Genomic DNA, 14,280 nt, shown 5'->3' with positions numbered 1-14,280 from the left:
AAACATTACCAGCCACATTGGCGGCCTTTGTTTTGCTCGTCTAGGTATGCTTGAAGTGGCGCAAAGTAATCGAGTATTGCTGTTGCGTCCATCTCTTGTTTACCAGTAATGGTTGCAAGGGCTTCTTGCCATGGACGACTCGAGCCCATTTCCAACATCGCATTGAGCTTTTCACCCGCTTCTTTTGAATTATAAACAGAGCAGCGGTGGATGGCTTCTTCATTACCTGCGATTTCACACAAGCTACGGTGGAAATCAAATTGCAGGATATGTGCTAAGAAATAGCGAGTGTAAGGTGTGTTACCTGGTACGTGGTATTTTGCACCTGGGTCGAAGTCTTCTTCGCTACGCGCGATAGGTGCTTGAACACCTTGGTATTTCTCACGTAATTCCCACCATGCTTTGTTATACTCTGCTGGCGTAATTTCACCCGAGAACACTTTCCAACGCCATTGATCCACTAACAAACCAAACGGGATGAAAGCGACTTTGTCCATCGCCATACGCATCAACAAGCCAATGTCTTTTGACTCATCTGGCACTTCATCAAGTAGGCCAATTTCTTTCAAGTACGCCGGAGTAACTGACAGAGCAATGGTGTCACCAATTGCTTCGTGGAAACCGTCGTTGGCACTTTCTTGGTAGTAAAGTGGTTGTGTGTTGTAAGCACGTTGATAGAAGTTATGTCCTAACTCGTGGTGGATCACCGCGAATTCTTCGCCTGTGCGTTGAATACACATCTTAATGCGTAAGTCGTCTTTGCTATCAATGTTCCATGCCGATGCATGACACTGCACATCACGGTCTTGAGGTTTGGTGAACAATGAGCGCTCGTAGAATGTCTCTGGTAGTGGTTCAAAGCCCATTGAGGTGAAGAACTTCTCAGCACCTTTTACCATTTTGATTTCGTCGTAGTTGTGCTTGGCAAGCAGCTCAGTGACATCGTAGCCTGGATCCGCGTTTTCAGGTGCCACGAGGTCGTAAATATTGCCCCATGTTTGTGCCCACATGTTGCCCAATAGGTGTGCAGGGATAGGCTGGTCTTGAGGCACTTTATCTTCGCCATATTTTTCACCAAGCTTGGCACGTACATGGCAATGCAGTGAGTCATACAAAGGTTTTACTTGGCCCCAAATACGATCAAGTTCATTAGCAAAATCATCCGCTGGCATATCGTATTTGCTGCGCCACATCGCACCCGTGTCGGCGTAACCTAATTCTTTAGCACCTTCATTGGTCAGCGCAACCTGTTGCTCATATAAAGGACGCATAGGCTTAGATACTTGACGCCAGCCTTGCCATAAATCTAATAGTTCGTTGTAGTCGCGGCTGGTTGCCATTTTGGCAGTCATGTCACCTAGGCTTAAGCAGGTACCATCGTCTTTACAGTATTTTCCTTTGCCGTATAAACCACCTAGCTCAGCTACAAGCTGTGATAATTTAGCTGTTTTCTCTGCATCTTGTGGGGCAGGAAGGGTAAGCGCCAGCTTTAGCTTATCGAGTTTACGACGAGCATCATAATCAAGCTCTACGTTATCAAACTTTGCCGCTTCATTAGCAAGGCGAACAACGCTTTGGGTCATCTTGCGATTGACCTCAGCCGAAAGCTCAGCCGTGTCGTGAGTGATGAAATTGGCATAAATCCACTCGGCACGACTTGCTTCAAGGTATAGCGCAGTCAGTTCTTGTTCTGTTTTATCTAGAAATGCTTGTGCATCAGCCGCTGTTACTTTGGCTTGTGTTGCACTTGCGCTTGGTTGTTCGTTTGACACCTGTTGCTCAGAGCATGCTGCTAAGCCTAACGTGGCGCAGACAAGCAAGGCACTTAAGCGTGGCTTAAATGGTAAAACGGTCATGAGTCTTCCTTTTGTTGTTGTCTTTTATTATTGCGTTAACTGAGGAATGCGTATGCGCACACCCAGTTGGTGACGTTATAAACATTCACCTCAGTGCAAAGGCATGGTGCTTTTGCAAGGATGGCGAAATGATAGCAATTAGACACGAATTGGTACAATCAAGATGACGCAAATGATTGTAAATCTTGATGGTTCGTCCATACTGATTGCAAGGTACAAGTATCAAGGAATAGAAAAATGAGTTGGTTAGTTTTACTGATTATCGTTGCCATCGTCGTGGTGCTTTCGGTGCGTGATATTCGTATGAATATTGTGACTCGGCCCGTGTTTCACTGGTTTAAAAAGGCCCTGCCACCGTTATCAGAAACCGAACGTGATGCCATGGAAGCGGGCGACATTTGGTGGGATGGTGAACTTTTTAGTGGTAAACCTAATTGGCACACATTACACCAATATGCCACAACACGCTTAAGTGCAGATGAGCGCGACTTTATCGATAACCAAGTCAATACCTTATGCAGCATGCTCAATGATGAGGAAATTACTCGCAATCAAGATATGAGTGAGGAGGTATGGCAATACCTAAAAGATGAGGGCTTTTTTGCCCTCATCATCCCAAAAGACAAGGGCGGTCGAGAGTTTTCAGCGCTCGCTAATTCAACCATTGTGGCCAAAATTGCTACCAAAAGCCTCAGTGCTGCGGTCACGGTTATGGTGCCAAACAGCCTAGGTCCAGCAGAGTTACTGCTTCATTACGGTACCCTTGAGCAACAAAATTACTGGTTACCCAAATTGGCTTGTGGTGAAGAATTACCGTGCTTTGCGTTGACTGCGCCGGACGCGGGCTCTGATGCAGGCGCAATCCCAGATACGGGTATAGTCTGTAAGGGCAAACATGACGGTAAAGAAGTGCTGGGCTTGCGTTTAAATTGGTCAAAACGCTATATCACGCTTGCACCTAAAGCGACGGTGCTTGGGTTGGCTTTTAAGATGTTTGACCCTGATGGATTATTGGGTTCAAAAAAGAACATTGGTATTACCTGTGCGCTTATTCCAACTTCTCATCCCGGTGTGCAAACGGGCGATCGCCACAAGCCGATGAATATGGGTTTTCTAAATGGTACAACCCATGGTGAAGATGTGTTTATTCCTCTTGATTGGATTATCGGCGGCGAGGTACAAGCTGGTAATGGTTGGCGTATGTTGGTTGAGTGTTTATCAGCGGGGCGGGGTATCTCGCTACCCGCACTAAGCACCGCCACCGGTCATTTAAGTGCACGAACCAGTGGTGCATATGCAGCGCTTCGCCAGCAATTTGGTGTGCCTATTGCTGAGTTTGAGGGGATTCAAGAAGCGTTAGCGCGTATTGGGGCTTTAACCTATCAATTAGAAGCAGCGAGAGTGCTCACAGCAACCGCCATTGACCAAAAACTCAGCCCGTCAGTGATCACCGCTATTGCCAAATACCACATGACTGAAATGGGTCGCCAGACTATTAACGATGCGCTTGATATTCATGCAGGTAAAGGTATTCAGATGGGCCCTACCAACTACCTTGCGAGTTGTTACATGGGCACGCCGGTTTCCATTACTGTTGAAGGCGCGAATATTCTTACGCGTAACCTGATGATATTCGGCCAAGGGGCTATTCGCTGTCATCCTTTTGTGATCAAAGAAATGCTATGCGCAGGTATGGAAGACAGTGAAAAAGCGGTAAAAGAGTTTGACCCATTACTGTGTCAACATATGCTCTACAGCGCAAACAATGGTGCTATGGCATTTGTTCATGCGTTAACGCGAAGTCATTTTGCAAGCTCACCTGTAGCGGGGCCAACAGCGCATTATTATCGTTACTTGGGGCGCATCTCGCGCGCATTGGCATTTTGTTCTGATATTGCCATGCTGCGTTTTGGCGGTGAGTTGAAGCGTAAAGAGATGCTCTCTGCGCGATTAGGTGATGTGCTTAGTCACCTATATTTGGCCTCATCTGTATTGAAGCGTTTTGAAGATGAAGGGCATCAGCATGCCGACTTACCGTTTGTGCAATATTCCGTTGAGCGTAGTTTATACCTAAGTGTTAAAGCGCTTGATGAGTTTATTAATAACGTGGGTGGTTTCTTTATGCGCGCAGCGCTGCGTCTTGTTGTGTTGCCATTGGGTAACCACTTTAAGATGCCAAAAGACGAAATTGCTCAGCAGGTGGCGAAGCACATGACACAAATTGGTGTTGTTCGCGAGCGTTTAACGCATTTGTGTGTCGTTGACGAAAACAACGGCACAAAAGTGCTAGAGCAGGCACTGGAGGCACAACATGACGCCGCCAGCGCCTATAAAGTGCTCAACAAACTTAAACGTAAAAAAGAAATTAACGGATTGACCATGGCTGCACTCATTAGTGATGCCAAGGATAAAGGCAAGTTAGATGACGAGCAGGTTAGCTTACTCACCAAGGCTGAGGAGCTCCGACAGCAAGTGATAGCGGTTGATGTATTCTCTCCTGAGGCGTTTAAGTGACGGTGACGTTACAGTCATACCGTAACTAGCCGAATTTCGGGTTAGATAACAAATCAATAGGGCGTTTTTCAGCTGACTACCGTCCCACAGCTCCCTCGTATGGCTTAGGGCGTAAGCACAATTTACCTCAGACACATCTGCAGAAAAAGGGCTATGAATTTATGATTCATAGCCCTTTTGTGTCATGTTCACCTTGGCTTCGGCACGTCAGTCTTTGCACGCGAAAGATACACTGTATTTGTTAGGCTTTTTTCTATCGCCCGAATGGGTCGGGTACAATTTCGGTGATGATCCAGTCTCCGCCTTCGCGTACCATTTTTACGCTGCGCATGTCATCGACCTTATTACCCTGAAAATAACCTGTGAAGATTAGATTGATGGTGGCTCGGTCACCAAATTGTTGGCGTATACTCATTTCTGTTCGGTCCTGCTCAATGACTACTTCATCAAACTGCATATTGACGAGATTGCGAGCAAACTGTGATGCCGTACCATAAGAGCGCATGATGCGGGCGAGTTTAGGTGAAGCATACTTGGTCGCACGCTCTAAGTCTTTGTGATTATAAAGGGCATAGAAGTATTGGGTCGCAACGTAACCAGGTGAATCAGGGTCACCAGTGATATTGTCATCTTGGCCACAGGCGCTTAGAAATAGGGTTAATACGATTAAAAGTAGTCGGCTCATAGCAAACAGTTCATTCTCCAATAACTGTACTAAAGGATGATATTTTTAGCGCTATAAGTAAAGAAAAAGGCGCTAGCGCGCCTTTATTTTAGGAAAAAAGAATTAGCTTTGTTACTGTACTAGTTCCTGATCGCTAAACTGATCAGCAAATAGTGGGCTGGTTAAGTAGCGCTCAGCTGAACTTGGCAATATAACGACAATTTTCTTATCCGCATTCTCTGGGCGCTCTGCGATGCGTTTTGCTGCCGCAACAGCTGCTCCAGATGAGATGCCAGCCAAGATACCTTCGTTTTTCATTAGGTTATGAGCCATTTCAATAGCTTCTTCGTTGCTTACTAGCTCAACACCGTCGATTACTTCTAAATCTAGGTTACCTGGGATGAACCCTGCACCGATACCTTGGATTTTGTGTGGTCCAGGTTTCACTTCTTCACCCGCCATGGTTTGGCTGATCACAGGTGAGTCTGCTGGTTCTACGGCAATAGATTTAACATTTAGGCCTTTCTCGTTTTTCAGGTAACGGCTGACACCAGTAATAGTACCACCAGTACCTACACCAGCTACGAAGAAGTCGATGTCACCATCAGTTGCGTCGAAGATTTCTGGGCCTGTTGTTTCAAAGTGAATCTTCGGGTTCGCCGGGTTTTCAAATTGCTGCAACAAGATGTATTTTTCAGGATTGCTGTCGCGGATTTCTTTAGCCGCTTCTATCGCACCCTTCATGCCTTTGGCACCTTCGGTTAAGACAAGGTTTGCTCCAAGGGCTTTAAGCAATTTGCGGCGCTCTAAGCTCATCGTGTTTGGCATTGTAAGGGTAAGTTTGTAACCACGAGATGCAGCAACGAATGCAAGTGCAATACCCGTATTCCCTGAAGTTGGCTCAATAAGCTCTTTGTCTTGAGTGAGTTGGCCAGACTTTTCAGCTTCCCAAATCATTGATGCGCCAATACGACATTTAACGCTGAAACTCGGGTTGCGGGCTTCAATTTTGGCGTACACATTGCCAGAAGTGACGCGGTTGAGTTTAACCAGTGGTGTATTACCGATAGACTGCGAGTTATCTTGATAAATCTTTGACATGTTCAATACCTAGCTATGTGACTGCTGTATTAATAATGGCCTAACTTTACTCTATGTTGCATAAAACTAAAGGAAAGATTGGCTATATCTTATAGCCAATTATTTATAACCATTAGGAATAAAATCAAGATTTCATAGAGCCATTAGAAATGCACTGGGCATAGAGTGACAGAGTAAATCTGCGTAACACTCAGCTAATGTATGAGTTGTAGAACTGCTGTTGTCCCCGACAATCTAACAAGACAGTGTAAGTCGGTTGCTTTTTGCGCTCTCAATTAGGTATTCGTCTGATTTATGCGTACTTTGTGCGAAAAAAATGATAAAACAGAATCATTAAAACAACTATAACAAGGAAAGGGCGATGAAGCTTATCCTAAAACTTATTGCCGGTATCATTCTGGGTATCGTCATTGGGGCATTTGCCCCGCATGAAGTGGCACGTGTTTTATACACAGCAAAAACCTTAATTGGTGAGCTGATTGGCTTTACCATTCCGTTGATTATTTTGTTCTTTATATGCTCGGGTATCGCAGGCCTACCTAAGGGCGCAAATCATCTCCTTGGTAAAACCGTAGGATTTGCATATGGCTCTACGGTTATTGCTGGAACATTAGCAACGCTTGTTATGATTTGGGCTGCGCCTATGCTTTCTGGAAGTATTAGCTTTTCAGGCGGTGAAGAGAGTGCGCTCACAAGCTTCATTGATATTGAGATCCCACCATTGATGGGCGTGATGACAGCACTTGTTACCGCGTTTACCTTTGGTATTGCTATCAGCCAACGTGGTCTTAGCGATTTGCACTCGGTAGTTGATCAAGGTCGCGACGTGATTGATGGTCTATTGAGTCATGTGATTATTCCGGCGCTTCCGTTTTACATTGCGGGTGTGTTTGCGGACATGACGGTAGCAGGGACGGTAGCCCAGACCTTGCAAACATTTGCTGTTGTACTTGTTATCGCACTGCTAATGCATTGGCTATGGCTTACGGTACTTTATGTTGGCACGGGTATTTTACTTGGCCGTTCTCCGCTTGAGTTAATCAAAAACATGCTTCCAGCTTACCTTACTGCCCTAGGGACTATGTCTAGCGCTGCTACGATTCCTGTGTCATTGCAATCGAGTAAGAACAATGGAGTAAAGGAAAATATTGCTAACTTTAGTGTGCCTTTGTGTGCAACTATACACCTATCTGGCTCAACGATTACCATCGTTACCTGCGCAATGGCAGTAATGGCGCTATCACCCAATATGGTGGTAGGCAGTTTGACTGAGATGCTACCTTTTGTATTTATGCTGGGTATTGTCATGATCGCTGCTCCAGGTGCTCCAGGCGGAGCTGTGATGTCGGCACTGGGCCTTTTAACTAGCATGTTAGGTTTTAATGATGCTGCTATCGCATTAATGATTGCATTGTATTTAGCTCAAGACAGCTTCGGTACTGCATGTAATGTCACCGGTGATGGTATCATTGCGTTGTGGGTCGATCGTTTTTCTGATAAAACAGAGGCTTGAGCATATATTCAAAAGTGTGCACTTGTGACAGGACGTTACAAGTGCATGGTTTAAGAGGGTTTTCCTGTTGATTAATGTATTACTAGTAGACGACCATGAATTGGTCCGCACTGGGATTAAGCGCATTTTAGATGATGTGCGAGGCTTCAAGGTTATTGGCGAAGCTAAAACAGGCGAGGAAGCCGTTCAATTTTGTCGTCACCATGAACCTGATATCGTGTTGATGGACATGAACATGCCCGGTATTGGTGGTTTGGAAGCCACGAAGAAAATTTGCCGTTATTGTCCTGATGTTAAAGTGATTGTTTTAACCGTTCACGCAGAAGATCCATTCCCAAGTAAGGTGATGCAAATTGGCGCGCATGGTTATCTCACAAAGGGGGCTGGCTCTGAAGAAGTAGTAAACGCTATTCGGGCTGTTAATTCGGGGCAAAGATACATCGCACCTGAGATAGCGCAACAAATTGCGTTGGCGCAGTTTAGCGGTCGTACCGATGAAAATCCGTTCCAAATTCTCTCAGACAGAGAGCTGCAAATCATGCTGATGATCACTAAAGGTGAGAAGGCGCAGAATATCGCTGATAAGTTAAACCTCAGTTCTAAAACGGTAAATAGCTACCGCTATCGCATTTTTGAAAAATTAGCAGTGAATGGCGATGTGGAGCTGACGCATTTGGCGATTCGCCATAAAATGATTGATATCGATACTGATTTGTAACCACTCATCATGACCTTTACGGCTGAGCATTTTTTAAAGACAGTCTCTGAAGAACCCGGCGTGTATCGCATGTTCGATGAACAAGAACAGGTGATATACGTCGGCAAAGCAAAAAATTTAAAGAAACGCCTGTCGAGCTATTTCCGTAGCTCTGGATTAGACACCAAAACGCAAGTGTTGGTGCGTAATATCCGCAATATCCAAGTCACACTGACTAACACCGAAACAGAAGCATTACTGCTTGAAAATAACTTAATAAAAAAATATCAGCCACGCTACAACATCTTGTTACGTGACGATAAGTCTTATCCCTATATCTTGCTCACCAAGCACCCACATCCACGTCTAGCGTTTCACCGTGGTGCGCAAAAGATTAAAGGTGAATACTTTGGGCCTTTCCCAAGCAGTAGCGCGGTTTCAGATAGCCTGCGTTTGATGCAAAAGCTCTTTCCCGTGCGTCAATGTGAAGATAGCTACTACAAAGCGCGAAGCCGTCCGTGTTTGCAATATCAACTCAAGCGATGCAGTGCGCCGTGTGTGGGTAAAATTAGTGACGAAGATTATCAACAAGAAGTTACTTTTGTACGCAAGTTCTTAGGTGGTAAATCTCATGAAGTTATCACTGAGTTAGTATCTAAGATGGAGCAGGCCAGTGAGCAATTGGCCTTTGAAAAAGCGGCAAAGTTTCGCGACCAAATCCATTTGCTTCGTAAGGTGCAAGAACAACAGTCTGTGTCGGGCAAACATGCAGAGCTTGATGCAATTGGTTACTGCAGCCGTAATGGCATAGTCGCCGTGCATATTTTAATGGTGCGTGACCATAAAGTACTGGGTAGTAAAACACTATTTCCAAAAGTACCCAAAGATAGCTCGCACGATGAGGTACTGACCTCATTCATCGCACAATATTACTGTACACCAGGTGCGACAGGACGAATTGCAAAAGAACTCATCTTGCCTTTTGAAATTGCTGAGCAACAAGAGTTAGCGCAGGCGATGAGTGAACTTAAAGATTCAAAGGTTAAATTATCCTTGGTACAGCGTGGGGAGCGAGCTCAGTACCTTCAGCTTGCAAATAAGAATGCGCAAAGTAGTTTAGAAGTTCAACAAAGCACACAAGATTCAATCAATAAGCGTTATGCGTTACTCAAAGAAGCGCTGCATTTAGATGACATCGATCGAATGGAATGCTTCGATATCAGTCATACTATGGGCGAGAATACCGTCGCTTCGTGTGTTGTGTTTGATAAGCAAGGCCCTAATAAATCTCAGTATCGTCGCTTTAATGTTGAAGGGATCACGCCGGGTGATGATTATGCGGCAATGGCGTTTGCGCTCAAAAAGCGCTACGGCAAACTTACCGATGAGAGCAAAATTCCAGACGTGATCTTTATTGATGGTGGTAAGGGGCAATTAAATCAGGCCGTTGAGTTTTTCAGTGATTGGTCTTTTGACAAAGAGCCATTACTTGTGGGTGTAGCAAAAGGAACAAGTAGAAAGCCAGGTTTAGAGACCTTACTTATTGATGCTGGCCGCAAAACCGTGTCATTAAGTAGTGACTCACCAGCGCTACATCTTATTCAGCATATTCGCGACGAATCTCACCGCTTTGCAATTGCCGGACATCGAAATAAACGTCAGAAACAACGTAGCAAATCAGTACTAGAAGAAATCAGTGGTGTAGGGCAAAAACGTCGCCAAGCACTGTTAAAATACCTAGGAGGAATGCAAGGCGTCAAAAGCGCCACATTGGAACAATTAAGCCAAGCTCCAGGGATCAGTCAAGCCATGGCTGAAAAGATATTTAACCATTTGCATGACAAGGCATAGCCCTTCGTGCGAATATTAATAAAAAGAAGACGCTAAGAACGCCTAGTAGTTATGTGGAACATTCCCAATACGTTAACAACCTTTAGGTTGTGCCTAATTCCGATTTTTTTAATTATTTTTTATTTACCTTATCAGTGGGCGTTTTTCGCAGCGGCTTTTGTATTTTGGTTGGCATCAATCACTGATATCTTAGATGGTTACCTCGCTCGTAAACTTGACCAATCCACGCCTTTTGGCGCATTTTTAGACCCAGTCGCCGATAAAGTGATGGTCAGTGCGGCGCTTGTGCTGTTAGTCAGTCACTATCAAACGATTTGGATGACGATACCTGCGGTGATTATTATTTCTCGAGAAGTCATCATTTCGGCTCTGCGAGAATGGATGGCAGAGCAAGGTAAGCGTGACGATGTCGCAGTCTCTCAGTTAGGTAAAGTAAAGACTGCCGCGCAAATGTTAGCCATTATAGGTCTAATTTGGCAGTACGAACCTTGGATGGTTACGCTTAGCTATGCATTATTGTATGTTGCGACCATTCTTACCTTCGGCTCAATGGTTCAATATTTGTTCGTTGCAAGGCATAGTTTGTTCGCGAACGACGACTAAATGTATAATTACACACCGTTTTAGATAAAAATTAAGCAAACGATTCAAAACTGATATTTTTTGTGTTGACGCGTTTAATAATCTCTGTAGAATGCGTCGGTGTTGAGAGGGCGCTAGCCCAATCAAAGTAAAACAAGAGGCATCGTTTCTTGTCAGGTGCGAGTATAGCTCAGCTGGTAGAGCGCAACCTTGCCAAGGTTGAGGTCACGAGTTCGAACCTCGTTACTCGCTCCAAACTTTGATGGCGGAATGGCAGAGTGGCCATGCAGCGGATTGCAAATCCGTCCACCTCGGTTCGACTCCGGGTTCCGCCTCCATTTTCTCAACGTTTCCACATGCGAAAGCAACCCGATGCCCGGGTGGTGGAATTGGTAGACACAAGGGATTTAAAATCCCTCGCTGGTAACAGCGTGCCGGTTCAAGTCCGGCCCCGGGCACCATTGACTGTTAAGTCAAATAGGAATTGCGAGTATAGCTCAGCTGGTAGAGCGCAACCTTGCCAAGGTTGAGGTCACGAGTTCGAACCTCGTTACTCGCTCCAATTTCTTCGCTTTGCATGTATGACTCTTGAGTCGTCCATCCGCCCGGGTGGTGGAATTGGTAGACACAAGGGATTTAAAATCCCTCGCTGGTAACAGCGTGCCGGTTCAAGTCCGGCCCCGGGCACCATTTTGGCGCTTTCGGTCAATAGGAATGATGAGGGCAAACCTCATATGGAACGCGAGTATAGCTCAGCTGGTAGAGCGCAACCTTGCCAAGGTTGAGGTCACGAGTTCGAACCTCGTTACTCGCTCCAATTTTCCTCTTTTCATGCTAAAATATAAAGCCTACGGCGGAATGGCAGAGTGGCTATGCAGCGGATTGCAAATCCGTCTACCTCGGTTCGACTCCGGGTTCCGCCTCCATCTTCATAATTTTCCAGCGCTGTATCTAGTCACATCTTGACGCTTATTGGCATTACAGCCTAAAAATCACATATCACTTTACGCGTTTTCACTGCCTATCATTTATTTACCTGTGCTCAGCACTGTGAGCCAACGTGGTTCAGATTCAAATATACATAAACACTATCCTTGATAGTTGCCAGTTGTTTTCACCCAATATTGAGCACAAATACCAATTGAATTAAATGAACTCACTTCTTTGCGGGCTAAATAGCACGCTCACCGCGTTATAATTTTACTATGTAAAATAAAAACATACGTACAATGATAGCCTTGCTATCACGCTAGTTATCCAGCGCCATCCTAGCTCACTGTTATAATACAATTGCTATAAAAAAAGGAGCGCCGGGCTCCTTAGTTATTATCTTTTGATGTTCACCATGATTGAGGGTCAACTTCTTTGGCGAGCTTAGCGTGCTTTGATTTATCAAACCGCGGTATCACACCCTGTTTGCGCTGAGTTTGATAGTCCTTGGTTAGCCAAATTACCACAGAAGAGAGCATAAACAGCGCGACTACGTTAACTATTGCCATTAAACCCATGGAGATATCAGCCAGGGTCCAGACCAGCTTCAATTCACCCAACGAGCCAAACATCACCATAGCCAAAACCAATAAGCGAAATATCATCATTCCTTTTTGGTGATTATGCTCTAAAAAGAGTAAGTTGGTTTCAGCGTAAGAGTAATTAGCGACGATAGAGGTGAAGGCAAAAAACAATATCGCTACAGCAACAAAGATAGCGCCCCATTCACCTACATGGGTTACTAAGGCTTGTTGAGTTAAAGCAATACCAGTAACACCTGAGCCCGCTTCAAGCTGACCCGATAGCAGAATAAGTGCTGCCGTTGCAGTACAAATAACGATGGTATCGATGAATACACCAAGCATTTGCACATAACCTTGAGACGCAGGGTGAGGTGGGTTCGGTGTTGCAGTTGCAGCCGCATTGGCAGCACTACCCATACCCGCTTCATTTGAAAACAAGCCACGCTTGATCCCCTGGATCATTGCCTGCATAACGCCATAGCCTATAGCGCCTGCACCAGCCTGCTCAAGACCAAAAGCATGGTTGAATATGGTCACAAAAACCCCTGCAAGCTGATCATAATTAACAGCACATATATAAAGTGCTAATAACAAATAGGCTAATGCCATGAATGGCACTACCACTTCAGCAAAGCGGGCGATAGTTTTTAGGCCGCCAAAGATAATAAAACCAGAACCCAACACTAGGATGATGCCCATCACATAATGGGGTACACCAAACGCTACATTAAATGCTGCAGCAATAGAGTTTGCCTGTACTGCATTGAACACCAAACCAAACGCTAAAATAAGGCACAAGGAAAATAATACGCCCATCCAACGTTTGCCTAGGCCTCTTTCCATATAATAAGCAGGGCCGCCACGGAAGTTACCTTCCTCGTCTTTTACTTTGTATGCTTGGGCGAGGGTACTTTCGGCAAAACTTGTAGCCATACCAATAAGGGCTATAAGCCACATCCAAAAGATGGCACCAGGGCCACCCAAGTACAACGCAACTGCGACACCGGCCATATTGCCCGTACCAACTCGCGCTGCTAAGGATGTACAGAACGCTTGGAAAGAAGATATGCCACCTTCAGCGCCTTCACGGCTAGACAACATAACTTTAAATGAGTAGCCAAAATCTTTGAATTGGATAAAACCAAGTCTGATAGTAAAAAATACGCCTGCAGCGATTAACAAATAAATAAGGACGTGACCCCATATAAGGCCGCTAATGGCATTAGCGATGTCGGTCATAATAAAGCACCTTTTATTAATAGTGGGAGATGGACGTGTAAAATCGTGCGGCAATCTAGCACATAGCAGCAAAAACTTTTAGTCACAGGGTTCAATTATTGCTTTTGAAGGAGGGTTATACACAGAAAATTGTGGAAAATAGGTGTGTAAGATGTAGCTAAATACGGTGTGAGGAATTATTTCATTTTTTTTGAAAAAAAGGGGTTGCGTCGAAAATGTTTCTCCCTATAATGCGCATCCACCGACACGGCGGACTGCTTACAAACAAGCGATACGACGAGTTGGTTGAGTCAAGTAAAACTGAGTTTTAAGAAACTTTAAACTTTCTCAAAATTAAGTGTTGACAACAAATCAGGGTTGAGTAGAATGCACAGCCCTCTAGACGCGAAAGCGTTCTCTTCCAAGAAATTGGAAACGTTCTTTAAAAATATGAAGCAATCATCTGTGTGGGCACTCGTACAGATTGAGTTCTAACAGCAGATTCTAGTTCGCTAGATGACGCAAATAAATTTAGAGTCTCAAATGAACTGAGTGACCAACGGAAACAAGTTTACTTGTTTCAGCACAGTCAATTCGATTCGAAAGAATCAAAATCAGAATTCATTGAGCATGATTCTTCGTCTTTTATTAGGTAGAGAATAAAAAACTTTTAATTGAAGAGTTTGATCATGGCTCAGATTGAACGCTGGCGGCAGGCCTAACACATGCAAGTCGAGCGGTAACATTTCTAGCTTGCTAGAAGATGACGA

The 14,280-nt window shown here is 44.8% G+C and carries 9 protein-coding genes, 7 tRNA genes and 1 rRNA gene; 13 read left to right on the top strand and 4 right to left on the bottom strand.

The features are described 5' to 3' along the window. Nucleotides 1-5: 5 nt before the first annotated feature. On the bottom strand, nucleotides 6-1,856 hold the full coding sequence (locus tag AAEU32_RS00085) for a M2 family metallopeptidase (protein ID WP_421968515.1): 1,851 nt from the start codon (nucleotides 1,854-1,856) through the stop codon (nucleotides 6-8). 237 nt (nucleotides 1,857-2,093) lie between these two features. Between AAEU32_RS00085 and AAEU32_RS00080 the strand changes: the two genes are divergently transcribed. Further along, entirely contained in the window at nucleotides 2,094-4,370 is a 2,277-nt protein-coding gene (locus tag AAEU32_RS00080) for an acyl-CoA dehydrogenase (protein WP_421968514.1), read from the top strand. Between the two features lie 253 nt (nucleotides 4,371-4,623). On the opposite strand, the gene AAEU32_RS00075 is transcribed toward AAEU32_RS00080, so the two are convergent. After that, nucleotides 4,624-5,064, bottom strand: a complete 441-nt coding sequence (locus AAEU32_RS00075) for a hypothetical protein (protein ID WP_421969035.1) — start codon at nucleotides 5,062-5,064, stop codon at nucleotides 4,624-4,626. A gap of 102 nt (nucleotides 5,065-5,166) precedes the next feature. Then, a complete protein-coding gene (gene cysK / locus AAEU32_RS00070; RefSeq protein ID WP_421968513.1) occupies nucleotides 5,167-6,135 on the bottom strand; it encodes a cysteine synthase A in 969 nt (322 codons plus the stop codon). 361 nt (nucleotides 6,136-6,496) lie between these two features. Here cysK and AAEU32_RS00065 point away from each other — a divergent pair, with 361 nt between their 5' ends. From AAEU32_RS00065 to AAEU32_RS00015, 11 genes are all read left to right on the top strand, one after another. Then, the gene (locus AAEU32_RS00065; RefSeq protein ID WP_421968512.1) at nucleotides 6,497-7,648 is read left to right on the top strand and encodes a dicarboxylate/amino acid:cation symporter; all 1,152 of its coding nucleotides are present in this window, start codon (nucleotides 6,497-6,499) and stop codon (nucleotides 7,646-7,648) included. A gap of 67 nt (nucleotides 7,649-7,715) precedes the next feature. After that, complete coding sequence (gene uvrY, locus AAEU32_RS00060) at nucleotides 7,716-8,366, top strand: UvrY/SirA/GacA family response regulator transcription factor (protein WP_421968511.1); 651 nt, start codon at nucleotides 7,716-7,718, stop codon at nucleotides 8,364-8,366. Between the two features lie 9 nt (nucleotides 8,367-8,375). Then, on the top strand, nucleotides 8,376-10,196 hold the full coding sequence (gene uvrC, locus AAEU32_RS00055) for an excinuclease ABC subunit UvrC (protein ID WP_421968510.1): 1,821 nt from the start codon (nucleotides 8,376-8,378) through the stop codon (nucleotides 10,194-10,196). Between the two features lie 51 nt (nucleotides 10,197-10,247). After that, nucleotides 10,248-10,799 carry a CDP-diacylglycerol--glycerol-3-phosphate 3-phosphatidyltransferase gene (gene pgsA, locus AAEU32_RS00050; protein WP_421968509.1) on the top strand — a complete coding sequence of 184 codons (552 nt, stop codon included), beginning with the start codon at nucleotides 10,248-10,250 and terminating at the stop codon, nucleotides 10,797-10,799. Nucleotides 10,800-10,957: 158 nt separating this feature from the next. Further along, nucleotides 10,958-11,033, top strand: a tRNA-Gly gene (locus tag AAEU32_RS00045). Nucleotides 11,034-11,042: 9 nt separating this feature from the next. Next, a tRNA-Cys gene (locus AAEU32_RS00040) sits at nucleotides 11,043-11,116 on the top strand. 36 nt (nucleotides 11,117-11,152) lie between these two features. Then, nucleotides 11,153-11,239, top strand: a tRNA-Leu gene (locus AAEU32_RS00035). A 25-nt stretch (nucleotides 11,240-11,264) separates the two neighbouring features. Further along, nucleotides 11,265-11,340, top strand: a tRNA-Gly gene (locus AAEU32_RS00030). Nucleotides 11,341-11,381: 41 nt separating this feature from the next. Beyond that, nucleotides 11,382-11,468: transfer RNA gene (locus tag AAEU32_RS00025), tRNA-Leu, on the top strand. A 51-nt stretch (nucleotides 11,469-11,519) separates the two neighbouring features. Beyond that, nucleotides 11,520-11,595: transfer RNA gene (locus tag AAEU32_RS00020), tRNA-Gly, on the top strand. 35 nt (nucleotides 11,596-11,630) lie between these two features. After that, nucleotides 11,631-11,704: transfer RNA gene (locus AAEU32_RS00015), tRNA-Cys, on the top strand. 414 nt (nucleotides 11,705-12,118) lie between these two features. Here the strand turns inward: AAEU32_RS00015 and AAEU32_RS00010 are convergent. Beyond that, nucleotides 12,119-13,531, bottom strand: coding sequence for an alanine/glycine:cation symporter family protein (locus tag AAEU32_RS00010; protein ID WP_421968508.1), 1,413 nt, complete (start codon nucleotides 13,529-13,531; stop codon nucleotides 12,119-12,121). Nucleotides 13,532-14,181: 650 nt separating this feature from the next. Between AAEU32_RS00010 and AAEU32_RS00005 the strand changes: the two genes are divergently transcribed. Next, nucleotides 14,182-14,280, top strand: a 16S ribosomal RNA gene (locus AAEU32_RS00005); the annotation flags it as partial.

This window comes from Pseudoalteromonas maris, assembly GCF_049257235.1.
In the GTDB taxonomy this organism is placed as follows: Bacteria; Pseudomonadota; Gammaproteobacteria; order Enterobacterales; family Alteromonadaceae; genus Pseudoalteromonas.
This window is presented reverse-complemented; position numbering and strand designations above follow the sequence as displayed.